23 protein-coding genes are annotated in these 25,456 nt (G+C 71.1%); 7 read left to right on the top strand and 16 right to left on the bottom strand.

All coding sequences use genetic code 11. From position 1 onward, the window contains the following. Positions 1-118: 118 nt before the first annotated feature. The 5 genes from MFF04_RS08250 to MFF04_RS08270 all read right to left on the bottom strand — a co-directional run bounded on the left by MFF04_RS08250 (position 119) and on the right by MFF04_RS08270 (position 6,809). Positions 119-1,036, bottom strand: coding sequence for a cytochrome c1 (locus MFF04_RS08250; RefSeq protein ID WP_238274979.1), 918 nt, complete (start codon positions 1,034-1,036; stop codon positions 119-121). A 17-nt stretch (positions 1,037-1,053) separates the two neighbouring features. Beyond that, the gene (locus MFF04_RS08255; RefSeq protein WP_238274981.1) at positions 1,054-2,340 is read right to left on the bottom strand and encodes a cytochrome b; all 1,287 of its coding nucleotides are present in this window, start codon (positions 2,338-2,340) and stop codon (positions 1,054-1,056) included. 26 nt (positions 2,341-2,366) lie between these two features. Next, positions 2,367-2,972, bottom strand: coding sequence for a ubiquinol-cytochrome c reductase iron-sulfur subunit (gene petA / locus MFF04_RS08260; protein ID WP_238274983.1), 606 nt, complete (start codon positions 2,970-2,972; stop codon positions 2,367-2,369). A 433-nt stretch (positions 2,973-3,405) separates the two neighbouring features. Continuing rightward, the gene (locus MFF04_RS08265; protein WP_238274985.1) at positions 3,406-4,863 is read right to left on the bottom strand and encodes an MATE family efflux transporter; all 1,458 of its coding nucleotides are present in this window, start codon (positions 4,861-4,863) and stop codon (positions 3,406-3,408) included. Between the two features lie 59 nt (positions 4,864-4,922). Then, the gene (locus MFF04_RS08270; protein WP_238274987.1) at positions 4,923-6,809 is read right to left on the bottom strand and encodes an ABC transporter ATP-binding protein; all 1,887 of its coding nucleotides are present in this window, start codon (positions 6,807-6,809) and stop codon (positions 4,923-4,925) included. A 111-nt stretch (positions 6,810-6,920) separates the two neighbouring features. Here MFF04_RS08270 and MFF04_RS08275 point away from each other — a divergent pair, with 111 nt between their 5' ends. The 3 genes from MFF04_RS08275 (at position 6,921) to MFF04_RS08285 (ending at position 9,501) form a co-directional block, all read left to right on the top strand. Continuing rightward, the gene (locus MFF04_RS08275; protein WP_238274989.1) at positions 6,921-7,373 is read left to right on the top strand and encodes a tRNA (cytidine(34)-2'-O)-methyltransferase; all 453 of its coding nucleotides are present in this window, start codon (positions 6,921-6,923) and stop codon (positions 7,371-7,373) included. Positions 7,374-7,438: 65 nt separating this feature from the next. After that, positions 7,439-8,386 carry an oxygen-dependent coproporphyrinogen oxidase gene (hemF, locus tag MFF04_RS08280; protein ID WP_238274990.1) on the top strand — a complete coding sequence of 316 codons (948 nt, stop codon included), beginning with the start codon at positions 7,439-7,441 and terminating at the stop codon, positions 8,384-8,386. Continuing rightward, on the top strand, positions 8,383-9,501 hold the full coding sequence (locus MFF04_RS08285; RefSeq protein ID WP_238274991.1) for an ATP-dependent DNA helicase: 1,119 nt from the start codon (positions 8,383-8,385) through the stop codon (positions 9,499-9,501). The genes hemF and MFF04_RS08285 overlap by 4 nt, the downstream gene beginning before the upstream one ends. A 23-nt stretch (positions 9,502-9,524) precedes the next feature. Here the strand turns inward: MFF04_RS08285 and MFF04_RS08290 are convergent, their stop codons facing one another. Next, positions 9,525-10,814, bottom strand: a complete 1,290-nt coding sequence (locus tag MFF04_RS08290; protein ID WP_238274992.1) for an aspartate aminotransferase type Ic — start codon at positions 10,812-10,814, stop codon at positions 9,525-9,527. 206 nt (positions 10,815-11,020) lie between these two features. On the opposite strand from MFF04_RS08290, the gene hslV reads away from it, so the two are divergent. From hslV to MFF04_RS08305, 3 genes are all read left to right on the top strand, one after another. Further along, positions 11,021-11,551, top strand: coding sequence for an ATP-dependent protease subunit HslV (gene hslV / locus MFF04_RS08295; RefSeq protein WP_238275075.1), 531 nt, complete (start codon positions 11,021-11,023; stop codon positions 11,549-11,551). A gap of 1 nt (position 11,552) precedes the next feature. After that, on the top strand, positions 11,553-12,866 hold the full coding sequence (hslU, locus tag MFF04_RS08300; RefSeq protein WP_238274993.1) for an ATP-dependent protease ATPase subunit HslU: 1,314 nt from the start codon (positions 11,553-11,555) through the stop codon (positions 12,864-12,866). A gap of 62 nt (positions 12,867-12,928) precedes the next feature. Then, on the top strand, positions 12,929-13,732 hold the full coding sequence (locus MFF04_RS08305) for an EamA family transporter (protein WP_238275076.1): 804 nt from the start codon (positions 12,929-12,931) through the stop codon (positions 13,730-13,732). Between the two features lie 106 nt (positions 13,733-13,838). Here MFF04_RS08305 and rimM read toward each other — a convergent pair whose 3' ends face one another. The 5 genes from rimM to MFF04_RS08330 are packed head-to-tail and all read right to left on the bottom strand — an operon-like array spanning position 13,839 to position 17,096. Further along, on the bottom strand, positions 13,839-14,534 hold the full coding sequence (gene rimM, locus MFF04_RS08310; protein ID WP_238274994.1) for a ribosome maturation factor RimM: 696 nt from the start codon (positions 14,532-14,534) through the stop codon (positions 13,839-13,841). Positions 14,535-14,544: 10 nt separating this feature from the next. Next, positions 14,545-14,907, bottom strand: coding sequence for a 30S ribosomal protein S16 (gene rpsP, locus MFF04_RS08315; protein WP_238274995.1), 363 nt, complete (start codon positions 14,905-14,907; stop codon positions 14,545-14,547). Beyond that, complete coding sequence (locus MFF04_RS08320) at positions 14,907-15,254, bottom strand: chorismate mutase (RefSeq protein ID WP_238274997.1); 348 nt, start codon at positions 15,252-15,254, stop codon at positions 14,907-14,909. Before MFF04_RS08320 ends, rpsP begins: the two co-directional genes overlap by 1 nt. Then, entirely contained in the window at positions 15,251-16,831 is a 1,581-nt protein-coding gene (ffh, locus tag MFF04_RS08325) for a signal recognition particle protein (RefSeq protein WP_238274999.1), read from the bottom strand. Before ffh ends, MFF04_RS08320 begins: the two co-directional genes overlap by 4 nt. A gap of 31 nt (positions 16,832-16,862) precedes the next feature. Further along, on the bottom strand, positions 16,863-17,096 hold the full coding sequence (locus tag MFF04_RS08330) for a glutathione S-transferase (RefSeq protein ID WP_238275001.1): 234 nt from the start codon (positions 17,094-17,096) through the stop codon (positions 16,863-16,865). A gap of 276 nt (positions 17,097-17,372) precedes the next feature. On the opposite strand from MFF04_RS08330, the gene MFF04_RS08335 reads away from it, so the two are divergent. Further along, positions 17,373-17,819 carry a hypothetical protein gene (locus MFF04_RS08335; protein WP_238275003.1) on the top strand — a complete coding sequence of 149 codons (447 nt, stop codon included), beginning with the start codon at positions 17,373-17,375 and terminating at the stop codon, positions 17,817-17,819. A 419-nt stretch (positions 17,820-18,238) separates the two neighbouring features. Here MFF04_RS08335 and MFF04_RS08340 read toward each other — a convergent pair whose 3' ends face one another. The 5 genes from MFF04_RS08340 to MFF04_RS08360 form a co-directional block, all read right to left on the bottom strand. Next, complete coding sequence (locus MFF04_RS08340; RefSeq protein ID WP_238275004.1) at positions 18,239-18,643, bottom strand: hypothetical protein; 405 nt, start codon at positions 18,641-18,643, stop codon at positions 18,239-18,241. Further along, positions 18,640-19,086, bottom strand: a complete 447-nt coding sequence (locus MFF04_RS08345; RefSeq protein WP_238275006.1) for a hypothetical protein — start codon at positions 19,084-19,086, stop codon at positions 18,640-18,642. Before MFF04_RS08345 ends, MFF04_RS08340 begins: the two co-directional genes overlap by 4 nt. Then, positions 19,086-20,339, bottom strand: coding sequence for a lysozyme family protein (locus tag MFF04_RS08350; protein WP_238275009.1), 1,254 nt, complete (start codon positions 20,337-20,339; stop codon positions 19,086-19,088). The genes MFF04_RS08345 and MFF04_RS08350 overlap by 1 nt, the downstream gene beginning before the upstream one ends. Before the next feature lie 22 nt (positions 20,340-20,361). After that, complete coding sequence (locus MFF04_RS08355) at positions 20,362-22,809, bottom strand: hypothetical protein (RefSeq protein WP_238275011.1); 2,448 nt, start codon at positions 22,807-22,809, stop codon at positions 20,362-20,364. 63 nt (positions 22,810-22,872) lie between these two features. Beyond that, positions 22,873-25,455: a hypothetical protein gene (locus MFF04_RS08360; protein WP_238275013.1), complete on the bottom strand. Its 2,583-nt coding sequence runs from the start codon at positions 25,453-25,455 to the stop codon at positions 22,873-22,875. Between the last annotated feature and the right edge of the window lies 1 nt (position 25,456).

Here is a 25,456-nt window from a genome sequence, read left to right on the forward strand (position 1 = left end):
ATGGTTAGCATGCGCGGGCCCGCGCGCGGCGGCATCGCGGCAACAGTGCCCCGGCGCCGGAACGGAAACGGGCCCGCGAGGGGCCCGTCCGATGCGTCTGCGACCCTCGCGCGGGCCGTCAGTACGCCTTGTGCAGCTCCGGCTGGAGGCCGTGGACCTCGCCGCCGACATCCGCCCAGATGCGCTTCTTCACGTAGTAGAGCAGCGCGCTGAGCACGATCAGGAACAGGATCACCCGGAAGCCGAGCGCCTTGCGGGCGACCATGTGCGGCTCGGCCGCCCAGGCCATGAAGGCCGCCACGTCCTTGGCGTACTGGTCGACCGTCTCCGGCACGACCGGCTCGCCCTTGTCGGTCTTCGGGTAGGTCACCTGCCCGTCGCTGATGGGATTGGGCATCGCGATGAGGTGGCCGGGGTAGTACTTGTTGTAATGGGTCCCTTCCGGCACATCCATGCCCTTGGGCGCCTCCTCGTAGCCGACCAGCAGGGCGTGGATGTAGTCGACCCCCTGCTCCGAGTAGCCGACGAAGGGCATCACGTCGGTGACGAACCAGGGGAAGCCGCGCTCGTAGGTGCGGGCCTTGGCGAGCACCGAGAAGTCCGGCGGCGCCTTGCCGCCGTTGGCGGCGGCCGCCGCCTTGTCGTTGGGGAACGGCGCCGGGAAGGCATCGGCCGGGCGGCCGGGCCGCTCGAACATCTCGCCGGAATCGTTCGGGCCGTCCTTGACCTGGTAGGTCGCTGCCAGCGCCTTGACCTGATTGGCCGAGTAGCCCGGGCCGCCCGGCTCCGCGAGGTTGCGGAAGCGCACCAGCGTCATGCTGTGGCAGGCGGAGCAGACCTCCTTGTAGACCTGGAAGCCCCGCTGGAGCTGGGCCTGGTCGAAGGTGCCGAGGGCGCCCGCGAAGCTCCACTTCTGGCGGGGCGGCTGCGGGGCCTCCGCCGCGCCGGAGGCGGCGGTGCCGAGCGAGAGCGCCAGGAGCGAGGCCGCCAGAAGCGGGCCCGCGCGGCGGGCGAGGATGGACAGGGAGATGGTCATGCTGGTCTTCCCTGCCCTCAGCCCTTGGTCGACGGCGCGGCTGCCGCGCCGGCGGGCACGCCGGACCCGCTCACCTGCTTGCCCGGACCGGTGACGCTCTCGAGGATCGAGCCCGGCAGGGCCTTCGGGGTCTCGAACAGGCCGACGAGCGGCATCACGATCAGGAAGTGGGCGAAGTAGTAGAAGGTGCAGACCCGCGCCGCGATGACGTAGCCGCCCTCGGGGGGCTTGGCGCCGAGCCAGCCGAGGATGATGCACACCGCGAAGAACACCCAGAAGAACTGCCGGTAGATCGGCCGGTAGTTGCAGGATCGGATCCGCGAGGTGTCGAGCCACGGCGCGAGCGCCAGGATCATCACCGCGCCGAACATCAGGATGACGCCGCCGAGCTTGTCAGGAACCGCCCGCAGGATCGCGTAGAACGGCAGGAAGTACCACTCGGGCACGATGTGGGCCGGGGTCACGGCGGGGTTGGCGGGGACGTAGTTGTCGGCGTGGCCGAGATAGTTCGGCTGGAAGAAGATGAACCACGCGAACAGGATCATGAACGCCACGGTGGCGAACACGTCCTTGACCGTCGCGTAGGGGGTGAAGGGCACCGCGTCCTTGCCCGACTTGATCGGGATGCCGGCGGGGTTGTTCTGCCCGGTCACGTGCAGCGCCCAGACGTGCAGCACGACGACGCCGGCGATCATCCATGGCAGCAGGTAGTGCAGCGAGAAGAAGCGGTTCACCGTCGGGTTGCCGACCGAGTAGCCGCCCCAGAGCAGGCTCTGGATGGTGTCGCCGACCACCGGGATCGCCGCCAGGATGTTGGTGATGACGGTGGCGCCCCAGAAGCTCATCTGGCCCCACGGCAGGGTGTAGCCGAGGAAGGCGGTGGCCATCATCAGGAGGTAGATGACGACGCCGAGGATGTAGAGCACCTCGCGGGGGGCCTTGTAGGACCCGTAGTAGAGCGCCCGGAAGATGTGCACGTAAACGGCCACGAAGAACATCGAGGCGCCGTTGGCGTGGGCGTAGCGCAGCAGCCAGCCGTAGTTCACGTCGCGCATGATGTGCTCGACGGAGTTGAAGGCCCCCGCGGCGGAGGGCTCGTAGTGCATGGCGAGCCAGACGCCGGTGATGATCTGGACGCCGAGCATCGCCGAGAGGATGGCGCCGAAGGTCCAGAAATAGTTTAGGTTGCGCGGCACCGGGTAGGCGATGAAGGACGAGTGCACGAGCCCGGCGATCGGCAGCCGGCTCTCGAACCATTTGGCGAGGCGGCTCTTGGGCACGTAGGTGTTGCCGTGTGCGCTCATGGGCGTGATCCGCTTCCTCTCGTTCCTCAGGCCGCGGCCTTGCCTTCCTTGGGTCCTTCCTCGCCGATGCGGATCTTGGTGTCCGACTGGAAGGCGTAGGGAGGCACGGGAAGGTTCGTGGGGGCGGGGCCGCGGCGGACGCGGCCGGACGTGTCGTAGAGCGAGCCGTGGCAGGGGCAGAACCAGCCGTCGTAGGGGCCCGAATGACCGATCGGCACGCAGCCGAGATGGGTGCAGTTGCCGTAGACGACGAGCCACTTCTCGTGGCCCTTCTTGACGCGCGCCGAGTCGGCCTGCGGGTCGATGAGCTCGCTCATCTTGACCGCGTCGGCCTCCTTGACCTCCTTCTCGGAGCGGTTGCGCACGAAGATCAGCTTGCCGCGCCAGAACACGTTGATGATCTGGCCCTCCTGGATCGGGGCGAGATCGACCTCGATCGGGGCGCCGGCGGCGATCACCGCCGCGTCGGGGGCCATCGAGGCGACGAGCGGCCAAGCCACGGCGCCGGCGCCGACGGCGAGGCCGGCCCCGGTGGCGAGGAACAGGAAGTCGCGGCGGGAGCCGTCGTGAAGGGATGCGTCGCCGGCTGTGGAGGGCGTGGCGGAGGGGTTCGCCAAGGTCGAGAACTCCATTCAGGCGGACGTCTCGGGAGGGCGCTGCCTTACCCGGTGGCGTCCGGAGGGCGTCGGTCCGCGCTCAGGACCGAAGCATCATTATTCTAAACTGTGCAATGCGTCGTCGCGCCGCCGGAAGTCAAGCCGAGCCGGAGCCCCGGCGCACCCCTGTATCAAAGATGCATCGGGACGGCGGAAGGCGCCGCGCGGCCGTGGCCGGCCACCCCCGGACGGACGGCTGCGGCCTCTTTACGCGGCGGCTCCGCTCGGGCGCGCGGAGGTTCCGGAGGAACCCTGCTGCCGGATGATCGAGGCCTCCCGGCACGGGGCGCGCGGCCCTGACAGACGGCCGCCGCCCTCGCGCGACCGCCGCCGGATGTCCCGCGCGGTCCGACGAAGGCCTGCCATGTCCGCCGGAAGGCGTCGAAGAGCCCCCTCTCCGCCGGCCCGATCAGCGGCCTGACGGCGGGCTCTCGACGGGATGCGAGACCTGCGGCCGTGCTCGCCGGGCGGCGAGGTGCCGCCAGCGGGCGACGAGCAGCACGGCGACCACGAACAGCCCGGCGCAGAAGCCGATCCAGATCCCGTAGCCCTGGAGGCCGACCCACCAGGCCAGGGCCGCGCCCGCCGGCACGCCGATGCCCCAGTAGCCGCCGACCGCGATCAGCATCGGCACCCGCGCGTCCTGGAGGCCGCGCAGCATCCCGAGCGTCACCGACTGCACGCCGTCGGCCACCGCGAACAGAGCAGCCAACCCCACGAAGCCGACCGCGTAGGGCGCGACCGCCGCGTTGCCCGGCGCCGAGAGGTCGATGAACAGGCCGATCAGGCGCTCCGGGACGCTGAGCTGCACGAGCGCGCACAGGCTCATGAAGCCGAAGGCGAGGCCGAGCGCCACCCGTCCGGCCCGCCGGATCCCCTCCCCGTCCCGCGCGCCGAAGGCGAGGCCGACCCGCACGGTCGCGGCCTGGGCGATGCCGTTCGGCACCATGAAGCAGATCGCCGCGATCTGGATCGCCACCGCATGGGCGGCGAGCTGTCCCGCCCCGAACAGGCCCATGCCGAGCGCCGCCGCCTCGAACAGCCCGGCCTCGGCGAGGCCGGTCGCGGCCATCGGCGCGCCGAGCCGCAGCACCGCCGCGAGGCGCGCCGGATCGAGCCGCCAGAACCCGTGCAGCAGCCGGTAGCGGCGCAGGCGCGGGTCGACGAGCACGATGCCGCAGACCACCGCCAGGCTGAAGGCGGCCGCGCAGGTCGTGGCGATGCCGATCCCCGCCGGGCCGAGGCCGAGACCCAGTCCGAAGGGGCCGGGATCGAAGGCGAGGACGAGGCCCAGCGCGACGTTGACGGGCAGCGCCGCGAGGCTCGCCGCCAGCGCCCAGCCCGGCCGCCCGAGCGCCGAGAGCGCGCCGCGCAGGACCATGAACAGCAGCGCCGGCCACATCGCCCATTGCAGGGTGCGCATGTAGGCGCCGGCGAGCGCGGCGAGCTCGGCCGGCTCCCCGATCGCCGCGAGCAGCGCCCCGGTGTGCCAGAGGCCGAGCATCAGCGGCGCGCAGACGAGGCTCGCCGCGAAGAATCCGGCGCGCACGAGGCGGCGGGGCTCGTCCCGGTCGGCGGCGTTCCGGCCGAGAGCGCCCGCGATCAGCGGAGCGACCGCCGAGGTCAGGCCGATGCCGCCAATGAACAGGATGAAGTAGAGGCTCGACGCCAGCGTCGCCGCCGCGAGCGGAGTCGCGCCCATGCGGCCGAGCATCACCACGTCGGCGGCGACGAGCCCGTGCTGGGCGAGGTTGGTGAGGACGAGAGGCCCCGAGAGCGCGAGCGTCGCCCGCAGCTCCCGCGCCACGGGATGGGGATAGGGGGGCCGTCCCCGCGCGGCGGTGGCCGCGAGCGGATATGCCGTCATGACATCAAACTCGAAAAACAGGGTCCGGGGCCGCGCGGCGGCCTGATCGTGAGGGGTGTCTAGCCGGACAAGGCGTCGGAATTCCGACGCTTTCGCTCCCGCTCGTCGACACCGTCGCCGAGGAAGCCGCCGGACTGCCGCGTCCAGAGCCGCGCGTAGAGCCCGCCCTTCGAAACGAGCGAGGCGTGGGTGCCCTCCTCGACGATCCGCCCCCGGTCGATCACCACCAGCCGGTCGAGGGCGGCGATGGTCGAGAGGCGGTGGGCGATGGCGAGCACGGTCTTGCCCTGCATCAGCGTGTCGAGGCTCTCTTGGATCGCCGCCTCGACCTCCGAATCGAGGGCGGAGGTCGCCTCGTCGAGGATCAGGATCGGCGCGTCCTTGAGGAGCACGCGGGCGATGGCGATGCGCTGGCGCTGGCCGCCGGAGAGCTTGACGCCCCGCTCGCCGACCTGCGCCTCGTAGCCCCGCCGGCCCTTGTGGTCGACGAGGCCGCGGATGAAGGCGTCGGCATGGGCGAGGCGGGCGGCCTCCTCGATCTCCGCCTCGCGGGCCTCGGGCCGCCCGTAGGCGATGTTGTCGCGGATCGAGCGGTGCAGGAGCGAGGTGTCCTGCGAGACCATGGCGATGGCGCCGCGCAGCGAATCCTGGGTGACGCCGGCGATGTCCTGCCCGTCGACGAGGATGCGCCCGCCCTCGAGATCGTGGAGGCGGAGCAGCAGCGAGGTGATCGTGGTCTTGCCCGCGCCGCTGACGCCGACGAGCCCGACCTTCTCCCCGGGCGCGATGCGCAGGTTCAGCCCCTCGATCACGCTGGCGTCGCCGCGCCCGTAGTGGAAGTCGACGCCCTCGAAGCGGATCTCGCCGCGGGTGACCTTCAGCGGCACGGCGCCCGGCGCATCGGTGATGGCGTGGGGCCGGGAGATCGTCTGCATGCTCTCCTGGATGACGCCGACATTCTCGAAGACGCCGCGCACGGTCTGCATCACCCAGCCCGACATGGCGATGAGGCGCAGCACTAGGGCGAGCCCGGCCGCGGCCTCGCCGGTGGAGAGGCTCTCGGCCCGCCAGAGCATCAGGCAGGCGGCGGCGGTCGAGACCAGCAGCAGGCTGTTGAGGATGCCGAGCAGGCTCGTCGTCAGGGTGACGAGGCGGAACTGGTGCAGGTAGGCGCGGGTGTGGACGTCCATCGCCCCGCGCACGGCCGCGCGCTCCTCCTGCGTGCGGGCGAAGAGCTTGACGGTGAGGATGTTGGTGTAGCTGTCCACGATCCGCCCGATCAGCGTCGAGCGGGTGTCGGCGGTGGCGTGGGAGCGCTCGCGGGCGCGGGGCACGAACCAGACGGTGAGCCAGGCGTAGAGCGCCACCCAGACCACCACCGGCAGCGCCAGCCAGGGCGAGATCGACGAGAACAAGCCGATCGCGGTGATCGCGTAGATCGCCACGTAGAGTAGCGTGTCGATGAAGGTGACGGCGAGCTCGCGCACCGCCGGCCCCGCCTGGACGACCCGGTTGGCGAGCCGCCCGGCGAAGTCCGCCTGGAAGTACGAGAGCGAGTGGCCGAGCGTGTAGAGATGCGTGCGCCAGCGGATCTGGCTCGTGGATTGGGGCACCACGAGCTGGTTCGAGAGCGCCTCGTGCAGCCAGATCGAGACCGGGCGCGCCACGAGCACGAGGAAAGCCGCAGCCGCGATCTCGCCGGCGTGGTCGCCGAGGATCGTCGCCCGGTCGGCGCTGCCGAGGAGGTCGATGAACCAGCGCATCACGAGGTAGAGCGAGGCTTCGAGCCCGCCCGCGACGATGGCGATGGCGAGCAGCGCCAGGAGCGGCCCGCGGATCGGGCGCAGGTAGAAGGCCGCGAAGCCGAGCACGGTCTTCGGCGGCATGCGCTCCTCGTCGAAGGGCGCGAACGGGTCGATGCGGCGCTCGAGCCAGTCGAGGAACATGAGGGGTCCGATCGGGGGAGACCCTGATGTAAGTCTCCTTGACCGCAAGCCAAGCGGCGCGCGATGCCGCGCCGGCAACCCAGACCCGCGCCCAGGCCTCCCACTCCGACCGTGCTCCGCCTCGCCCTCTACCAGCCCGACATCCCCCAGAACACGGGCACGATGCTGCGCATGGCGGCCTGCCTGGGGCTCGCCGTCGACCTCATCGAGCCGGCGGGCTTCGACGTGTCCGACCGGCACCTGCGCCGCTCCGGGCTCGACTATCTCGACGCCGTGGAGGTCCGGCGGCACGTCTCCTGGAGCGCCTTCGACGCCTGGCGGCGGGAGGCCGGGCACCGGCTGGTGCTCGCCACCACCGCCGGGGCCCTGCCCTATACGGGGTTCGCGTTCCGCGACGGCGACTGCGTGATGGTCGGCCGGGAATCGGCCGGCGTGCCGGAGGCGGTCCACGCGGCGGCCGAGGCCCGCGTGCGCGTGCCGATGCGGACCGGGATGCGCTCCCTCAACGTCGCGGTGGCGGCGGCGATGATCGTCGGCGAGGCGATTCGCCAGACCGACACCTGAGCGGGCGCCCCGCCCGAACCCGATCCCAAATTGACGGATCGGCGCCGGGGTGGAAAAGCCTTCCCATGAGCGATGCGAAGGCCGACCGCCGATCCGCCCTGAACGCCGCCCCGGCGCCGGACCCCGGCGACCTCGCCGCCCTGAAGGGCGAGGCCGCCGCCTGGTTCCGGACGCTGCGCGACCGCATCACGGGCGCCCTCGAGGCGATCGAGCGGGAGGCCGATGGCCCCTTCGACGCCGACGCGCCACCTGAGCCCGGCACCTTCGTAAGGACGCCCTGGGTGCGAACCGACCATACCGGCGCGCCGGGCGGCGGCGGCGAGATGGGGATGCTCAAGGGCCGCGTCTTCGAGAAGGCCGGCGTCCACATCTCGACGGTGCACGGGGAGTTCGCGCCCGAGTTCCGCGCCCAGATGCCCGGCGCGATGGAGGACCCCCGCTTCTTCGCCACCGGCATCTCGCTCATCGCCCACCCCTGGAACCCGAACGTGCCGACGGTGCACATGAACACCCGCTTCGTCGTCACGACGAAGGCGTGGTTCGGGGGCGGGGCCGACCTCACCCCCGTGCTCGACCGGCGCCGGACGCAGGCCGATCCCGACACGCAGGTCTTCCACGGGGCGCTGCGCCGGGCCTGCGAGGCGCACGCGCCCGCCGCCGACTACGCCCGCTACAAGGAGTGGTGCGACGAGTACTTCCACCTCGCGCACCGGGACGAGCCCCGCGGCATCGGCGGCATCTTCTACGACTACCACTGGACGGGCGCGCCCCAGGCCGACCTCGCCTTCACCCGCGACGTCGGCCTCGCCTTCCTCGAGGCCTATCCGGCCATCGTGCGCGCCAACCTCGCCACCCCCTGGACCGAGGCCGACCGGTGGGAGCAGCAGGTGCGGCGCGGGCGCTACGTGGAGTTCAACCTGCTCTACGACCGCGGCACCATCTTCGGCCTGAAGACCGGCGGCAACGTCGCCTCGATCCTGTCCTCGCTACCGCCCACCGTGCGCTGGCCGTGAGCGAGGCGGTCCCGACACGATTCGCGCCGCAGCAGGACGCGGCGCTCAAAGCCATCGCCGATTGGATCAGGGACGGCGAGCCGCAGGTGTTCCGGCTGTTCGGCTATGCCGGCACCGGCAAGACGACGCTTGCCCGCCGCATCGCCGACGACGTCGACGGCACGGTGGTGTTCGGCGCCTTCACCGGCAAGGCGGCCTCCGTGATGCGCCAGAAGGGCTGCCACGACGCCTCGACCATCCACGCCCTGATCTACCGGACCAAGGAGGGCGACGAGGGCGGCCCGAGCTTCACCCTCAACCGCTCCGGCCCGGCGGCGAAGGCCGACCTCATCGTCATCGACGAGTGCTCGATGGTCGATTCCGACCTCGGCAACGATCTCCTCTCCTTCGGCAAGCCGGTGCTGGTGCTCGGCGACCCCGCCCAGCTCCCGCCCGTGCGGGGCGGTGGCTTCTTCACCGAGGCCGAGCCCGACGTGATGCTCACCGACGTGCACCGCCAGGCCGCCGACGACCCGATCGTGCGCATGGCGATGACCGTGCGCGAGGGCGGCCGCCTGTCGCTCGGGGAGTACGGCGAGAGCCGCGTGGTCTCGCGCCGCACGATCGACCCGAATCTCGTGCTCGACGCCGACCAGGTGCTCGTCGGCCTGAACAAGACCCGCCGGCTCTACAACGGGCGGCTTCGCGCGCTTCGAGGCCAGACCGACCCGATGCCGGCGGTGGGCGAGAAGCTCGTGTGCCTCAGGAACGACCGTACCAAGGGCCTGCTCAACGGCTCGACCTGGACGGTCCATGCGCTTCGCGCGGCCCCGCGTCCGGACACGGTCCGCCTCGACGTGGTCCCTGAGGACGACCCGGCGCTGCGCCGCCGTCCCACCGACATCAAGGTGCTGCGCGCGGTGATCGAGGGCTCGGAGGAGGAGATCCCCGCATATCTACGCCGGGAGACCGACGAGTTCACCTACGGCTACGCGCTCACCGTCCACAAGGCGCAGGGCTCGCAATGGGACCGGGTGGTCCTTTTCGACGAGTCCTACGCCTTCCGCGAGCACCGCGCCCGCTGGCTCTACACCGGCCTGACACGGGCGGCGCAGGCGATCACCGTGGTGGTGTAGCCTGCGCCGGTCCGATCGGTCGCTCAGGCCCCGATGCGCTTCTCGACGGCGGCGAGCAGCGTGCACAGCGCCACGCCCTCGGCGGCCAGCCGAACCTCCTCGAGCTTCGGGAAAGTCGGCGCGATGCGTAGCGTCCGGTCGTGGGGGTCGCGGCCGTAGGGGTGGGTGGCCCCGGCCGGCGTCAGCGCGATGCCGGCCTCCTTGGCGAGACTTACGACTTGCCCCGCGGTGCCGTCGGTGACGTCGAGGGTGACGAAGTAGCCGCCCTCGGGCCGACTCCAGCGGGCGACGTCCCGGCCGTCGAGACGGGCGGAGAAGGCCTGCTCCACCGCGGCGAACTTCGGGCCGATCAGCGCCCGGTGCTGGTCCATGTGCGCATCGATGCCGGCGGCATCGCGCAGGAAGCGCACGTGGCGGAGCTGGTTGAGCTTGTCCGGCCCGATGCTGCGGCGCCCGGCCTGGGCGAGGTACCAGCGCACGTTGGCGGGCGAGGAGGCGAGCAGCGCGAGGCCCGCGCCGGCGATCGTCACCTTCGAGGTCGAGGCGAAGACGATGGCCCGGTCCGGGTGGCCCGCCTCCGCGCAGGCGTCGAGGATATTGGCGAGCTGCGGGCGCGAGTCCGTGAGATGGTGGACGACGTAGGCGTTGTCCCACATCAGCCGGAAGTCCGGGGCGGCGGTCTTCATCGCGGCAAGCCGCTTCACGGTCGCCTCGCTGTAGGTCTCCCCGCTCGGGTTCGAGTACTGGGGCACGCACCATATTCCCTTCACCGCCGGGTCGGCGACGGCGGCCTCGACCGCGTCCATGTCCGGCCCCTCCCCGGTCATCTCGATCGGGATCATGCGGATGCCGAAGCCCTCGCAGAGGGTGAAGTGGCGATCGTAGCCCGGCACCGGGCAAAGGAAGGCGATGTCGGTATCCTTCGACCACGGGCCCTTGCCGCCGGGCACGCCCTTGAGCAGCGCATAGACGAGCGTGTCGTGCATCAGCGCGAGGCTGGAGTTGTTGGCGACGACCACCTGGTCGGCCGGCGCGCCGAGCACCGGCGCGAACAGCGCGCGGGTCTCCGAGAGACCCTGGAGGTTGCCGTAGTTGCGCGCGTCCGTGCCGTCCTCGGCGGTGGTGTCGCGGTTGCCCGGAAGCGCCAGCATCTCGGCGGCGAGGTCGAGCTGCTCGGGGGCGGGCTTGCCGCGGGTCATGTCGAGCTTGAGGCCACGGCCTTTCAGCGCCTCGTACTCCTCGCGGAGCGAACGGCGCAGGTCGGAGAGGGCCTCCTGCGAGAGGTCCGACAGCGGCGACGGGGAGGCGGTCATGGCGTGTGTCCCGGGGCTTCGATGGTTTCGCGGGGGGTTCGCACCCGAAGGGCCCCCCGCGTCAAGGGGGTGGATAAAAAATATGCGCCGGCTCACGCCTTGCGCGCGCTGCCCGGAGGCGTTGGCATTTCCGGCCGGCGACGCTTACCTCCGGGCGATCTTCATCCACGGAGACCGCGTTGACCGAGCCCCACGCCCCCCCGAGCATGCACGCGACGACGATCCTGATGGTGCGCAAGGGCGGCCGCGTCGTCGTCGGCGGCGACGGGCAGGTCAGCCTCGGCCAGACCATCGTGAAGGGCAACGCCCGCAAGGTCCGGCGGCTCGCCATGGGCGCGGTGATCGGCGGCTTCGCGGGCGCGACGGCGGACGCCTTCACCCTGTTCGAGCGCCTGGAGGCGCGGCTGGAGCAGTATCCCGGCCAGCTCACCCGCGCCTGCGTCGAGCTCACCAAGGACTGGCGCACCGACCGCTACCTGCGGCGCCTGGAGGCGATGATGCTGGTGGCCGACCGGGAGGTCGGGCTGCTGCTCTCTGGGTCGGGCGACGTGCTGGAGCCGGAGGGCGGCGTCATGGCGATCGGCTCGGGCGGCAACTACGCCCTCGCCGCCGCCCGCGCGCTCGAGGACACCGACCTCGACGCCGAGGCGATCGTGCGCCGCGCCATGGGCATCGCCGCCGAGATCTGCGTCTACACCAACGGCAACCTCGTCATCGAGAGCCTGGAGACGGCCTGACATGACCACCTTCTCACCCCGCGAGATCGTCTCCGAGCTCGACCGCTTCATCGTCGGCCAGGGCGACGCCAAGCGTGCCGTCGCCATCGCGCTGCGCAACCGCTGGCGGCGCCAGCAGCTGAAAGGGCCGCTGCGCGAGGAGGTGGCGCCGAAGAACATCCTGATGATCGGCCCGACCGGCTGCGGCAAGACCGAGATCGCGCGCCGCCTCGCGCGGCTCGCCGGGGCGCCCTTCCTCAAGGTCGAGGCCACGAAGTTCACCGAGGTCGGCTATGTCGGCCGCGACGTCGAGCAGATCGTGCGCGACCTCGTGGAGGTCGGCATCGGCCTCGTGCGCGAGGAGAAGCGCAAGTCCGTGCAGGCGAAGGCGGAGGCCGCGGCCGAGGCGCGCATCCTCGACGCCCTCGTCGGCCCCACCGCCAGCCAGGCCACCCGGGAGAGCTTCCGCAAGAAGCTCCGCGACAGCCAGCTCGACGACAAGGAGGTCGAGATCGAGCTCTCCGGCGGCCAGCCCCAGGGCCTGCCGATGTTCGAGATCCCCGGCATGCCCGGTGCCTCGATGGGTGCGATCAACCTCGGCGACATGCTCGGCAAGGCGTTTGCCGGGGCTAAGGGCAAGCCCCGCCGCATGACCGTCGCCGACGCCTACGCGCCGCTCCTGGCCGAGGAATCCGACAAGCTCGTCGATTCCGACGCGCTGGTGCAGGAGGCGATCCGCGAGGTCGAGGACAACGGCATCGTCTTCCTCGACGAGATCGACAAGATCTGCGCCCGCGAGAGTCGCTCCGGCGCCGACGTCTCCCGCGAGGGCGTGCAGCGCGACCTCCTGCCCCTCATCGAGGGCACGACGGTGGCGACGAAGCACGGGCCGGTGAAGACCGACCACATCCTGTTCATCGCGTCGGGCGCCTTCCACGTCTCGAAGCCCTCCGACCTGCTGCCGGAGCTGCAGGGCCGCCTGCCGATCCGCGTGGAGCTGCAACCGCTTACGGTGGAGGACTTCAAGCAGATTCTCACCGCCACCGAGGCGAGCCTGCTCAAGCAGACGACCGCGCTGATGGAGACGGAGGGCGTGGAGCTGGTCTTCAGCGAGGACGCCGTCGACGCGCTCGCCCGCGTCGCCGTGGACGTGAACGGCTCGGTGGAGAACATCGGCGCCCGCCGCCTCCAGACGGTGCTGGAGCGGGTCATCGACGAGATCTCCTTCACCGCCACCGACCGCTCCGGCGAGCGCATCGCGATCGACGCGGCCTACGTGCGCGAGCGCGTCGCTAACCTCGCCGCCAACGCCGACCTCAGCCGCTTCGTGCTGTGAAGCCCGGCCCGGCCGGAGCGCCGCCCTCGGCCCTGCTGCCGGTGGCGGCGCTCGTCGCCGGCATGGTCTCGATCCAGGCCGGGGCCTCGCTCGCCAAGTCGCTGTTTCCCCTCGTCGGGGCGACCGGCGTGACGGCGCTGCGCGTCGGCTTCTCGGCGCTCATCCTCGCCGCGATCTGGCGGCCCTGGCGGCGCTCCGCCACCCTGCGGGACATCGGCGCCATCGCCCTCTACGGGGCGGCGCTCGGGGCGATGAACCTGCTGTTCTACCTGTCGCTGCGCACGATCCCCCTCGGGATCGCGGTGGCGGTGGAGTTCGTCGGCCCCCTCGGCCTCGCCATCGCGGCGTCCCGCCGTGCCGCGGACTTCGCCTTCATCGGGCTCGCGGTGCTGGGGCTCGGCCTGCTGCTGCCCCTCGACGGCGGGACGGCGCTCGATCCTGCCGGGATCGCCCTGGCGCTCGCCGCCGGCCTGTGCTGGGCGCTCTACATCCTGTTCGGGCAGCGGGCGGCGCGCATCGATGGCGGGCTCGCCGTCTCTCTCGGGATGAGCGTCGCCGCCCTGGTGACGCTGCCCTTCGGCCTCGTCCAGGCGGGCCAGGCGCTGCTGTCGCCGGCCGTCCTCGCCCTGGGGCTCGCGGTGGCGGTGCTGTCGAGCGCGCTGCCCTACTCGCTGGAGATGTTCGCCCTCGGCCGCCTCGACCGGCAGGTCTTCAGCGTCCTGATGAGCCTGGAGCCGGCGGTGGCCGCGCTCTGCGCGCTCACCCTTCTCGGCGAGCGCCTGACAGCGCTTCAGTGGCTCGCCATCGGCTGCGTCGTGACGGCCTCGGCCGGGATCGCCGGCCGGAGCCGGCGGCACGCGGCCTGATCGGTTTCCGGTTGCTCGGCTCGGCGCTGCGCCTTCTCTCCTCCCCCTTGCGGGGAGGAGAAGCGCCGACCGAGCCAAGCAACCGGAAACGATATGAGACGGTCCTTCAGGCCGGCTCGTCCTTGGGGCGCGGGCCCGGCGGATCGAAAAGATCGTCCGGCGCGTCGACGGTGATGCGGCCGCCGGCCACGTCGAGGCTCGGCACGAAGGCCTTGGTGAAGGGCAGGAGCGCGCTGGCGCCGCCAGCGAGCGGAACGATCTCGAGAAGATCGCCGCCGCCATAGTTCTCGACGCCGCGCAGGCGGCCGATCTCGCGGCCCTGCGGATCGAAGACGGCGAGCCCGACGAGGTCGGTCGCCAGGAACTCGTCCTCGTCCTCGGGCGCGCCGAGCCTTTCGCGATGCACGTGGAGGGCGATGCGGTTGAGCGCCTCGGCGGCCTCGCGGCTCGCCACGCCCTTCACCCGCGCGACGAGGATGTCGGGCGCCCCGCCCGGGGCCTGCCGCAGGGACGCGATCTCGAAGAGCCGCCCGTCGGTCGCGACGAGGGGGCCGTAGCCCGCGATCCCCTTCGGGTCCGCGGTGTAGGACTTGAGGCGGACCTCGCCGGCTAGCCCCTGCGCCCGGCCGAACTCGCCGAGCAGCACGAGGCCGGAGCCTTCCGGGGCCGCTTGCGGCGGCTCGGGGGCGGCGGGTGGCGGGCGGCGGGCCGAGGTCTCGGCCTCGCCGCTCAGGCGGCCGGACGGACGCGGACGGCGAGCGCCGTCCCCGCGGAGGGAAGAGCCGGGGGGACGGCGGGTCATCCTGCGCGCCTCAGGCGGCGGCGTCCTCGGCGGGCGCGGCGGCCTTCTCGGCCCGCTTCTCGGCCCGCTCCTTGGCCTTCTCGCCGGGCTCGGCCTTCTTCGGGTTGTTGCGGGCCGGGCGCTTGGCGAGGCCGGCGGCGTCGAGGAAGCGCAGGACGCGGTCGGTCGGCTGGGCGCCCTTCTGCAGCCAGGAGGCGATCTTCTCGTTGTCGAGCACCACGCGGGCCGGATCGTCCTTGGCCTTCATCGGGTCGTAGGCGCCGACCTTCTCGATGAAGCGGCCGTCGCGGGGGGCGCGGGCGTCGGCGACGACGATGCGGTAGTAGGGGCGCTTCTTGGCGCCGCCGCGGGTGAGGCGGATCTTGAGGGACATCAGTCTTTCCTTTCGGTGCTTTGAATGAGATCGGCGTTCTGATCGACGCTTTCGGCGATCGTCCGGTGGTGCCGAATGACTTCCTTGACCACGAAGGCGAGGAACTTCTCGGCGAAATCGGGGTCGAGCTTGGCCTCGACCGCGAGGTTTCTCAGGCGTTTGACCTGACGCGCCTCCCGGCCCGGATCGGAGGGAGGCAGGCCCTTGCGGGCCTTCAGCTCGCCGACCCGCTGCGTGCAGCGGAAACGCTCGGCGAGCAGATGGATCAGCGCGGCATCGAAGTTGTCGATGCTCTCGCGCAGGCCCGCCAGTTCGGGGTCGACCCCCTGCGCGGACAGGATCGTCACTTCTTCTTGCCCGGCAGGAAGCCGCCGAGGCCCGGCAGTTTGGCGCCGCCCAGGCCCGGCAGGCCCGGCATCTTCGGCATGCCGCCGCCGAGGCCCGGCGGCATCGGCGGAAGCTTGCCGCCGAACTGCTTCTCCAGCGCCGCGATCTGCTCCGGGCTCGGCTCGGGCATCCCCGGCGGCAGGCCCGGCATGCCGCCGCCCATCCCCCCTCCCATGCCCGGCATGCCCCCGCCGCCGAGCCCGAACATCGAGCCCAGTGCCTGTCCGATGCCGCGCTTGCCCGAGCCCATCGCCTTCATCATGTCGGCCATGGTCCGGTGCATCTTGAGGAGCTTGTTGATCTCCTCGACCTTGACGCCGGCGCCTGCCGCGATGCGCTTCTTGCGGGAGTTCTTGAGGAGGTCGGGGTTCCTGCGCTCCCCCGGCGTCATCGAGGAGATGATCGCCCGCTGGCGCTTGAACATCCGCTCGTCGAGGTTGGCGCCCTCGACCTGCTTCTTGATCTGGCCCATGCCCGGCAGCATGCCCATGAGGCCGCCGATGCCGCCCATCTTCTCCATCTGGCCGAGCTGCATGGACAGGTCTTCGAGATCGAACTTGCCCTTCCGCATCTTCTCGGCGGTGCGAAGGGCCTGTTCCTGATCGATCGTCTCCGCCGCCTTCTCGACGAGCGAGACGATGTCGCCCATGCCGAGGATGCGGTTGGCGACGCGGGCGGGATGGAACTCCTCCAGCGCGTCGACCTTCTCGCCGACGCCGACGAGCTTGATCGGCTTGCCCGTGACGGCGCGCATGGAGAGCGCCGCGCCGCCGCGGGAATCGCCGTCCATGCGGGTGAGCACGATGCCGGTGACGCCGAGGCGCTCGTCGAAGGCCCGCGCCGTGTTGACCGCGTCCTGGCCGGTGAGCGCGTCGGCGACCAGCAGCACCTCGTGGGGCTTGGTGGCCGCCTTCACCTCGGCGGCCTCGTTCATGAGGCTCTCGTCGACCGTGGTGCGGCCGGCGGTGTCGAGCATCACCACGTCGAAGCCGCCGAGCCGGGCCGCGTCCATGGCCCGCCTCGCGATCTGCACCGCCGACTGGCCGGCGACGATCGGCAGGCTCTCGACCTCGACCTGCTTGGCGAGGACCGCGAGCTGCTCCATCGCCGCCGGGCGGCGGGTGTCGAGGGAGGCGAGCAGCACCCGGCGCTTCTCGCGGCCCGACAGGCGCCGGGCGATCTTGGCGGTGGTGGTGGTCTTGCCCGAGCCCTGGAGGCCGACCATCAGGATGGCGACGGGGGCGGGCGCGTTGAGGTCGATCACCTCGGCCTCGGCGCCGAGCATCGCCACGAGCTCGTCGTTGACGATCTTGACGACCATCTGCCCCGGCGTGACCGATTTCAGCACGGTCGCGCCGACGGCCTTCTCCCGGACCCGGTCGACGAAGCCGCGCACCACCTCCAGCGCCACGTCGGCTTCCAGCAGCGCGCGGCGCACCTCGCGCATGGCGGCGGTGACGTCGGCCTCGGTCAGCGCGCCGCGGCGCGTCAGCCCGGAAAGGATGCCGGACAGGCGGTCGGACAAGCCCTCGAACATGCTCAGAGCGTCCCGACTGGAGAGGTGCGGCTCACTGGTGGAGCCCGGCGTTCTCGACGCGGCGCGCCCTGAGCGCGTCCTCGAAGGCGTCGACGGCCCGCGCGAACCGGTCCCGGCACGCCGGATCGCAGAAGCCGACCACGGCGCCGTTGTAGAGCGTCAGCGCGTCGGCCGCGATCGGCTTGCCCGACCAGGGGCAATGCGTGTTCACGGCATCCTCGATGCGCAGCGCCGGGGCGTCTCTGGTCCGGGTCTCGGCTGTCACGGCGTCCTTCGGTTTCGCGTCGGCGATCCGGAAAAGCCGTGCCGCCAACGCGAAGCACGCCCGAGGGCGCGCACGCGCTGTCGGGCGTTGGCCTCCAGCCTCTCGGGCCGGTCGGCTTCGTGTCGACGCCGGGCGTCGGATCGGGGAACGGGCCATAAGCGGGCCGGACGGGGAAGTCAAACCCGGCCGATCCGGGACGGCGGGTGGGCGTTAAGATTTACCCTTCGTTAAGCATGATCTGATGGGATGAGGACGACCGAGAGGAAATCTTCACCGATGGCCGAACCTGCCCGCCACGCCACCCATCACGAGGCCGGCGGCCGTCCGGCCACCGCACCCCTGCGGGACTGGCTCGCCGCCATCCGCGCCCAGGCCGTCTCCGCGGCCGAGGAGCCCGTGCAGGAGCGCGGGGAGCCGGATCGGGGGGGCTGGGCGCCCCGCCTCGTCGAGACCGCGCCGGAGACGGTCGCGGCGCCCGCCGCCGAGGCCGCCCGCGACCCCGACATCACCGAGCTGATGGCCGAGAACATGCTGCTCAAGGCGCAGCTGCGCATCGAGGGCGAGCGCTACGCCGAGATCCAGGCGATGCTCGCCGACGAGCTGCGCGACCTGCGCCGCCACGTCGAGTCCGAGATGCAGGCGCTGGCCGAGATCCGCGAGGAGCGCGACCTCTGGCAGGCCCGGGCCGAGGCGCTGGCCCAGCCCCTCTTCCAGAAGCGCTGAGCGCGCTTCCGCAAACGATCCTGGATTCGGAAAAGAGCGCGCCGGCATCGACCGGGCGCCGGGCCGGATCGGGAGACTTGGGTCTCGAAGACCTTGGGAGAAAAGCCGAAGGGCCGCCCCATTGGGCGGCCCTTCCATTGCCGAACCGCGGTCCGGCCGAAGCTGTCTCGTGCCCGAGCGCCCTAGAGGGAGGCGCCGGAGGCGACGGTCCAGGTCCGGTGAGCCGACGACCGCGGCTGATGACAATGAGTTATCCCGAAATCCAATCTTTACAGCAACTTAGCGCACGGCGCCGTGCGATATGCCGGCGATCTCATGCGATCGTCGCACGGAACAACTGCGCCGAGGGTCGCACGAAAATGGCCCGGCGAGGGACGCCGGGCCAGTGGGAGGAAACGCCGCCTTGGGGGGCCGCAGGGTCACTCTACATCGCCCCGCCGGCGGTTAAGCGGGCCGCCTGGCCGGTCGACCATCGGCGCGCCGTGCTCGCGGACGAACCGACGCATCAGCTCCATCGTCGCCCGGTCCTCGAGCTCATGCTCGAACTCGACGCGCTCGGCCTGAGCGCGCAGCAGCCGGTTGTTCTCCGCGACCTCGATGCTCAGCGCCGACATGGTGTTGGCCAGCAGCTCGAATTCCTTGCTCTGCGTCAGGCAGGGCGCCCCGGCCACCTGCATGGCGACCACACGCCCGTCCGGATCGCCGCGGCGTCCCTTCGCCGCCTCCTGTTTGTAGGCAAGGAAGGCGGTGACGATCGCCACCAGGCCGCCGCTCCCGATGAGCGTCACGATCGCGCTGATCGCCTGCTCGGCCGTGACGCTCATCGTGCGTTCGCAGCTCGCCGTGTGAAGGCCCGAGAATGGTAGCCGTCCGCGGCCGACCGCCAGATGCACATGACCTCGAAGACCATGAGAACGGGATACCAGCTAAAGCCCGCGAAAGGCGGCGCGCCCGGCATGGTCAGGAACAGGTAGGCCAGCACCAGCCACCACACGAACCCGAGCATGGCGCAGAACGCCCGGATCGCCGGCGTCCGCCGGTGCGCGCCGTTCACGTAGAGCGCCGCCGCCCGGATCAGGCCGATGCTGACCGACCAGGCGCCCCACACGCTCTCGCCGGCGATCGCCGCGAGGAGCGCGTATTGCGGGCTCTTGAACGTGTCCCAGGGCATGAGGAGCCAACCGCCCCAGGCCAGCATCAGCGCCGTGAACAGCCACTCGATCGCCCGATCGGGGTAGGCGGCCGAATGGCCGTTGCGGTCGACCATCAGAAGACCGCCGCCCTGATCTTGGCGATGCCGTCCGCCAGGCCCACGATCGCCTTCCAGACGAGGACGGCGCAGAGGGCGCCGACGAGCCAGGGCCAGTGCGCCCCGACGAACGCGGCGACGCTCGCGCCCTTCGTGGCCCAGGCGTCGGCCGTGTCGAGATAGCCGTTGAAGCGGTCGACCGTGGCGCCGGCCTTGTCGAAGACGCCGGCGCCGCCGGCCACGCTGGCGAACAGGCCCGCGAGGCCGGTGGCGCCGACCGTGACGTTGGGCGCCATGACCTCCGGCCGGTAGCGGATCGCCTCCGGCAGCTTCATCGCGCCGCGGCTCGCCGAGACGGGCCGCTGCCCGAAGCTGTAGAGGCCGGTCAGGAAGGCGCTGTCCAAGCCGCCGTCGCCGAGCCCGTTATCCTTGCGGGCGGCCGCCACCGCGTCGCGGAACTCGATGCTGTCCACGCCGTCGAGCCGGCCGACGCGGTAGTAGTTGAGCTGCCGCAGCCGCTCCTGCACGCGGTAGACAGTCGGGTCGCCCTTCGTCGGCGAGGCCACCGGCACCGCCGCGGCCGCCGGCTGCGAGCGCCCGAATAGGGATCTGAGCCGGCCGAGGAAGCCGGCGGCCGGCGGGCCGGCGGGCTGCACGAGCTGCGGTGCCTCGACGGGCGCGACCGCTGCCGGCACCGGCGCGGCCTCGGCCTGGCTCGCGCCGGCCGGCCTGATCTCGGTGAGCAGCGCCTCGATAGCCTCCGGCGTGACGAGGGCGTGGTTCTGCCCGTCGCCGGCGTAGTAGCTTTGCCCGCGCTCGACCTTGCGGTGCTGCCCCTTGCAGGCGCGCAGCACTGGGAAGCTCGCCCATTCCTTCGCGAGGTTCAGGCCGAAGGCCGTCACGCTCAGGCGTCCCGCCATGAACCGGCTGTAGCCGCGACGCTCGAGCAGGTGGAAGCCCATGGCGTCCTGCAGGGCGGGATCGAAGCGCTCGCGGCCGCTCAACCCCATCTCGCCCTTGATGTCCTCGAGGGTGCGCGGGGCGTCGAGGGTGTTGCGCATGAACTGGTAGAAGCCGGCGGCCGAGCTGCCGTAGGCTTTCGTCCAGCTCGGCCCGGCCGCCACGACCTCATCGAAGGTCATCGACGTGAGCGGCTTCGGCAGCTTGCTCTGGTTGTTGCCGTAGATGGTGTCGTAGCCCCGCGGCGCCTCGGTGTGGCCGATGAAGCCGAGGAGCCTGCGAGCCGGCGCGGGGATGGCGGGATAAGTCATGGTGTCTCCTCGTCTCAGATATTCACATGCCAATATTCGACTGCGACTGGTTTCCGCCGCCTGGGTTCTGGTTGTCATAGAGCAGTCCCCCCATCGACATGTTGCCGACGAGCAGGTTGGTGGTCGCGGTGTTTCGCAGGACGACGCTGTGCGTCATGTTTCCTTGCGCGTGGCCGGGCGTTGCCTTCTTGAAGATGCAGGCGACGACGACACAATTCGTCCCGGCGATGTCGAGCCCGATCGGGTTGCCTCGAATGCCGGCCGTCGTGAAGCTGACGCCGTTGAACCGGCAGTCGCTCGCGCCCGGCCTGACGATGGCGCCCTGCCCTGAGTTCTGGTTGAACCAGCCGCCCTCGACCGAGATGTCGAAGCAGTCGACGCCGATATCGAGGCCGGGATAGGCACCGGCCTCGGGGTTGTTGCCCGTTTGCGCGCCCGCTCCGCAGAACCAGATGTTCGAGAACCGCGACTGCGAGCACTTGTCGAGCTTGCTGCCGCGATGGGTACTGTCGATCATCGAGTTGGTGATCGTCATGTACTGAGGGCGACGGCCGTGCGTGTTCGTCGTCGCGTCGGCGATAATGCCCCACTCGCCGCCCAGGCATGAGATGTGATCGAGGTTCAGCCCCTCGCAGTTATTGATGAGCCGGATCGTTCCGTACTGCGCGTAGCCCGGCACGTTCGGACATTCGAGGCGCCCCTGAACCCAAAAATTATCGATCGCGCCCCGGTAACTACCGTCTTGCTGCACCGTGTCAGTGCCCTGATTGAGAAGGCCGATCAGGCTATAGCTCGCCGCGTAGAACTGGTGAAACAAGTTGTTGTTTCCGCCGATGACGGCATAAGCAACCGCCGTATTCCATGCGCTGATGTTGCGATAGCTGCCCCAGTTGCCCTGAATAAGGAAGCCGCGGGCCGCCTCGATCCCTGGCAGACCGCCGTCGAACCGCACCCCCAGGTCTGAGACGCCGCTGAGGATCGTGTCGCCGACGGAGATGATCGCTCGGTCCTGCCGGTCGGCCGCCATCTGCAGCATCGTGTTCTGTCGGCCCTGCCCCATCAGCCTGACGCACGAGCCGATATTCAGGGTGTCGCGAACGGTGATGACCCCTTGAGGCAGCACGACACAGCCGGCACCGAAGCCGCGCCCGTCGATCATTCCGGCGGCGGCGTTCAGCGCTGCCTGGATCGCGGGGGCCATGTCCGAGCCGTTCGCCCGAACATTGTAGGGAGGCGCATAGGTGTCGATGTAGAGAATGGATGTTGCGCCGGTCGAACCGGGCGTGAAGTTGCCAGCGTGCCAGATTTCGTTGCCGTTGACGCGCGGTCCTAATGCTCCGTTCTCTGTAACGAAGTTGAAGAAGCCGCCGGCCTGCCCGGTGTAGAGCGAGATTTGCTTTGTTATGGCGTGGCCGTATCCGACGAGCCCGACGCGGTTTCCGTACAGATCGCGGAAATCGATGAAGCCGGTGCGATCGGCCTCGCCTGTCACCACATCGACGAAACCGATCCCGCCTCCGCCGTACCCTCGAAACAACGGCGCCGTCGCGATGCCGGTGAGCGTTGGGTTGGCGCGGTCCGCCTTGCTGCTCATCGCGGCCTGCGCCTGGTCGCGCGCGCTCTCGGCCTGGCTGCGGGCCGTGTTGGCCGCGCTGGCGCTGTTGCCGGCGTTCGTCGACTGTTGGGTCGCGGTGTCCCGCGCCGCCTCAGCCTGCCCCCGTGCGGTCTGCGCGGCCGTGTTAGCGCCCTGCGCGGCAGCATTGGCGCTCTGTGCGGCAGCGTTAGCGCTATCGGCCCCCGAGCGGGCCGTGACGGCGCTGGTCGCCGCGGCCGCCGCCGCATCCTTGAACGAGCTGGCGGCGTCACGAGCTGCCTCGGCCGCCGTGCGCGCTGTGCCTGCCGCCGAGGCCGACCCAGCCGCGCCGCCGGCTGACCCGGCCGCAGCATCCCGCGAGGACACGGCCGCGTCGCGGGCCGCCTCGGCGCCGGCCTTGGCCGCGGCCGCGGCCGCGACGGCCTGGCCCGCCGCCGACGTGCCGCCCGCGATGAGCTCGACGGCCTCGTCTACGGCGTCGAGCGCGTCGGCCACGTCCGTGAAGTCGCGGCGGACCTCTTGGCCGAACACCGCGACCTTATCGAGCTCGGCCTCGAGGTTGGCGGCGCGGATCACGCCTCCGAAGGTGACGTCAGTCTCGCGCTCCGGCGTGCGCGCCCCCTCGATCCGCACGACGTCGCCGGCGGCCCTCGGCGTGGTGAAGGTCACGACCGGAAAGCTCGGCGCCGGGCCGAGCAGGGCGACGGTGAAGCCCGCCGCCACCGTCAGGAAGCGGCCGGAGACGCCCTTGATGCGCACGCGCAGGTCGAGCGGCGAGTAGACCTTGAACGTGTTCGGCTGGAACGCAGTCTGCCCAGCCGCCGCCACGAAGTCCTGCCGGCGCGCCTGGCGCGGGATCGGGTACAGCGTGCTCATGGTCCTGCCGGCCGCGGGTGTCGGGCCTGCAGGATCGGGGCGTGCGACCCCTGTTAAGCGGGGCTAACGGTGGAGTGCGCGCTCGAGGCGCGGGCCGCGGCGGGGCGCCAGGTCGCCGGGCTCCCAGAACATCTCCTGTCCGGTCTCTCGCCGCAACCGGCTCTGCTGCTCGCTGAAATTCTTCGAGGCTTCCGGGTCGAGCAGGTATTGCAACTGGTCGAGGAACACGCGGCGGTAGGCGGCCCGGATCGGCCACAAGCTCGATAGCACCGGCGTGTAGCGGCCGATCGCGCCGACGACCTCGCGCCCGGCGTGCGTCGGCTTGCCCTGTACGAGCTCCTGCGCGTTGCCGATCGTCAACTTGAGGGCGTCGGAGCCCGCGCCGATGGTCGGCCCGGCGATCTGCTCTCCGAGCGACTGCCCGAGCCGGTTCACGTCGGCGAACATGTAGTCGCCCATGATGCCGAAACCGCCGCCGGTGCCGAGCGCCTGTATCCAGAACCGGGGATCGTCCATCGGCTGCGGGTCCTTCCCGTTGGCGATGGCCTTCAACTGGATCGCGAGGGCGCCGGCGATCGTGAGGCCGAGCGCCAGGCCGCCGGCATAGGCAGCCCCGCGCGGCTTCGAGACGCCGACCTCGCGCATGATCGCCTCGAGCTGCAGCGTCGTGAAGGAGAGGCTGAACGTCTTGAACTGCAGCACGCCCTGCAGGAGCTCGCCCGCGGCCGTGCCGCGAGGCGCGGCCCCGCCGACGACGGATTTCGCCCGCACGGTGCCCTCGGGAACGGCGCGCTCGGTCTGGCCGAGGATCATCTCGAGGTACTTCTCGGCCACGCGCCGGGCGCCGGCGGCGGCCTGGTCGCGGGCGAGCGCCTGATCCGTGGCGTCGATGCCGAGGAGCTGCTGCACCTTCGGCAGGGCAGGCGCGTCCGCCAAGCCGGCGACGTCGATCGGGCGCAGGAAGCCGGCGCTTCCCGGCTTCGGCCGGTGCATCTCCACCGAGCGCATCACGTCCCAGTCCGTGGCGTCGATGCCGTAGCCGGCCATCGTGTCCCGCAGCGGTCGCGGCAGCTCGTCGAAGCGGCGGCCGGCCTGGTCGGCGAGCGTCGCCTCGAACTCGCGGGCGAAGACGTGTTTCCTCGCCTGCGTCATCGGCGCCAGGCCGGACCACGTGACAGTCCGGTCGGCGAGCCAGCGGGACCACTCCCGGCCGCCGAGCGTGCCCGCCCAACGGGCCTCGTCCTGCATGATGTGCACGAAGTCGTCGAGGAGGATGCCGGAGCGCACCGCCTCCTCGCGCGTGCCGCGGCGGCCGGTGTGGAGCACCGCGCCGAGAGCGCCGCCCATGGGCAGGCCGGAGAGGAAGCGGGCGGCGGCGTCGATGAACGGATCGGTCGCGGCCGCCGTGATCGATGCGGACCCGAGCACGGCGGATGTGAGCACGTTCCGGACGTCGCCGAAGCCGGCCGCGACGGCGCTCGACACGACCTGGCGGCCGCGCACGTACTGGTACACGCTGTCGATGCGATAGCCGAGGTAGTTGAGCTTCTCGGCGATGCCCTCGGCCGTCTTCGCGCCGGCGTTGTAGAGCGACGGCTTGCCGGCGACGGCCTTCGCCGCCTCGGCCGTCACCACCTGCTTCATCCACTCCACCATGGCGCCGGGGTTCGGGCCGAGGATTTCCATGGTGGCGATGTCGGCCGACATGCCGTTCACGTGCTCGAAGACGCTGCGGATCGGGTCGCCGTGCCCGAACTCACGGTCGTAGGACAGCCAGGCGTCGGCGTCCTTGAAGACGAGGAAACGATGGTCCGCCCGCTGCGAGGCGAGCGAGCCGCGGCCCCGCGCCTGCATCGTCGGCGCACGGTGCGCCCATCCGTCCGTGGTGATGGTGTCGAACACGTGGTCGAGGCTCGCCTCGAGGCGAGCCTCCGTCATGGTGCCGCCGCTGAGAGGATCGCGCATCCGCTCGCGGTCGAGGAGCGGCCGCACGAAATCCTTCCACGGCTCGCGGCCGGCCTGGAGGAGTGCCGCGGCGTCGTGCCCCTGCGGCAGGCCCCATTTCTCGAGCTTGCCGATCGCGCCGCCGGCGGCGTTGAACCGCTGCCGCAGCAGCTCGAAGGTCTCGCCGATCGCGCCCGACAGCGCCTTCGCTTCCGGCGTCGTCTCCTCGCCGAACAGGCCGCGCACCACGTCGTCGACCATCGGCCGGTTGCGTCGGGCGCCGGTGGCGAAGTCCCTCCGGAAGGTCGAGAGCACGTCGGCCATGGCGCCGTGCGCAAGAGACGTGATCGCCTTCGCGCGGCCGGCGACGGAGCTGGTGCCGGCATAGCCGTAATGCTCGAGGAGGTTGAGGGCGGCCGAGAAGATGTCCGGCCGGCCCTTCGCGTCGCGGTAGCCCTGCAGGTACTCCGCGTTCCGCGCTCGGGCGCCGTCCTGCAGCAGGACGCGCCGCCGCGTCTCGGCGGCCTCGTAGCGCAGCTCGGCGGCGAGCGCGTCCTTGGCGGCCGCGGCCGCCGCGTCGTCGCCCAGCGACAGCCGCGCCTGAGCGAACTGCTCGTCGAAGCGCGCCTGCAGCTCGGCCGCCTCCTCGCGCGACAGCGCGCCCTGATCGACCGCGGAGATGAGGCAGTCACGGAAGGCCATG

This window comes from Methylobacterium jeotgali (assembly GCF_022179345.1).
In the GTDB taxonomy this organism is placed as follows: domain Bacteria; phylum Pseudomonadota; class Alphaproteobacteria; order Rhizobiales; family Beijerinckiaceae; genus Methylobacterium; species Methylobacterium jeotgali.

What these genes read in the sequence shown, in the direction of transcription:
- MFF04_RS08290 (WP_238274992.1), bottom strand. Translation starts at nt 10,814, where the DNA reads ATGACCGCCTCCCCGTCGCCGCTGTCGGACCTCTCGCAGGAGGCCCTC.
- MFF04_RS08265 (WP_238274985.1), bottom strand. Translation starts at nt 4,863, where the DNA reads ATGACGGCATATCCGCTCGCGGCCACCGCCGCGCGGGGACGGCCCCCC.
- MFF04_RS08350 (WP_238275009.1), bottom strand. Translation starts at nt 20,339, where the DNA reads ATGACTTATCCCGCCATCCCCGCGCCGGCTCGCAGGCTCCTCGGCTTC.
- petA (WP_238274983.1), bottom strand. Translation starts at nt 2,972, where the DNA reads ATGGAGTTCTCGACCTTGGCGAACCCCTCCGCCACGCCCTCCACAGCC.
- hslV (WP_238275075.1), top strand. Translation starts at nt 11,021, where the DNA reads ATGCACGCGACGACGATCCTGATGGTGCGCAAGGGCGGCCGCGTCGTC.
- MFF04_RS08255 (WP_238274981.1), bottom strand. Translation starts at nt 2,340, where the DNA reads ATGAGCGCACACGGCAACACCTACGTGCCCAAGAGCCGCCTCGCCAAA.
- ffh (WP_238274999.1), bottom strand. Translation starts at nt 16,831, where the DNA reads ATGTTCGAGGGCTTGTCCGACCGCCTGTCCGGCATCCTTTCCGGGCTG.
- MFF04_RS08340 (WP_238275004.1), bottom strand. Translation starts at nt 18,643, where the DNA reads ATGAGCGTCACGGCCGAGCAGGCGATCAGCGCGATCGTGACGCTCATC.
- MFF04_RS08360 (WP_238275013.1), bottom strand. Translation starts at nt 25,455, where the DNA reads ATGGCCTTCCGTGACTGCCTCATCTCCGCGGTCGATCAGGGCGCGCTG.
- rimM (WP_238274994.1), bottom strand. Translation starts at nt 14,534, where the DNA reads ATGACCCGCCGTCCCCCCGGCTCTTCCCTCCGCGGGGACGGCGCTCGC.
- MFF04_RS08345 (WP_238275006.1), bottom strand. Translation starts at nt 19,086, where the DNA reads ATGGTCGACCGCAACGGCCATTCGGCCGCCTACCCCGATCGGGCGATC.
- MFF04_RS08335 (WP_238275003.1), top strand. Translation starts at nt 17,373, where the DNA reads ATGGCCGAACCTGCCCGCCACGCCACCCATCACGAGGCCGGCGGCCGT.
- MFF04_RS08305 (WP_238275076.1), top strand. Translation starts at nt 12,929, where the DNA reads ATGGTCTCGATCCAGGCCGGGGCCTCGCTCGCCAAGTCGCTGTTTCCC.
- hemF (WP_238274990.1), top strand. Translation starts at nt 7,439, where the DNA reads ATGAGCGATGCGAAGGCCGACCGCCGATCCGCCCTGAACGCCGCCCCG.
- MFF04_RS08250 (WP_238274979.1), bottom strand. Translation starts at nt 1,036, where the DNA reads ATGACCATCTCCCTGTCCATCCTCGCCCGCCGCGCGGGCCCGCTTCTG.
- rpsP (WP_238274995.1), bottom strand. Translation starts at nt 14,907, where the DNA reads ATGTCCCTCAAGATCCGCCTCACCCGCGGCGGCGCCAAGAAGCGCCCC.
- hslU (WP_238274993.1), top strand. Translation starts at nt 11,553, where the DNA reads ATGACCACCTTCTCACCCCGCGAGATCGTCTCCGAGCTCGACCGCTTC.
- MFF04_RS08270 (WP_238274987.1), bottom strand. Translation starts at nt 6,809, where the DNA reads ATGTTCCTCGACTGGCTCGAGCGCCGCATCGACCCGTTCGCGCCCTTC.
- MFF04_RS08355 (WP_238275011.1), bottom strand. Translation starts at nt 22,809, where the DNA reads ATGAGCACGCTGTACCCGATCCCGCGCCAGGCGCGCCGGCAGGACTTC.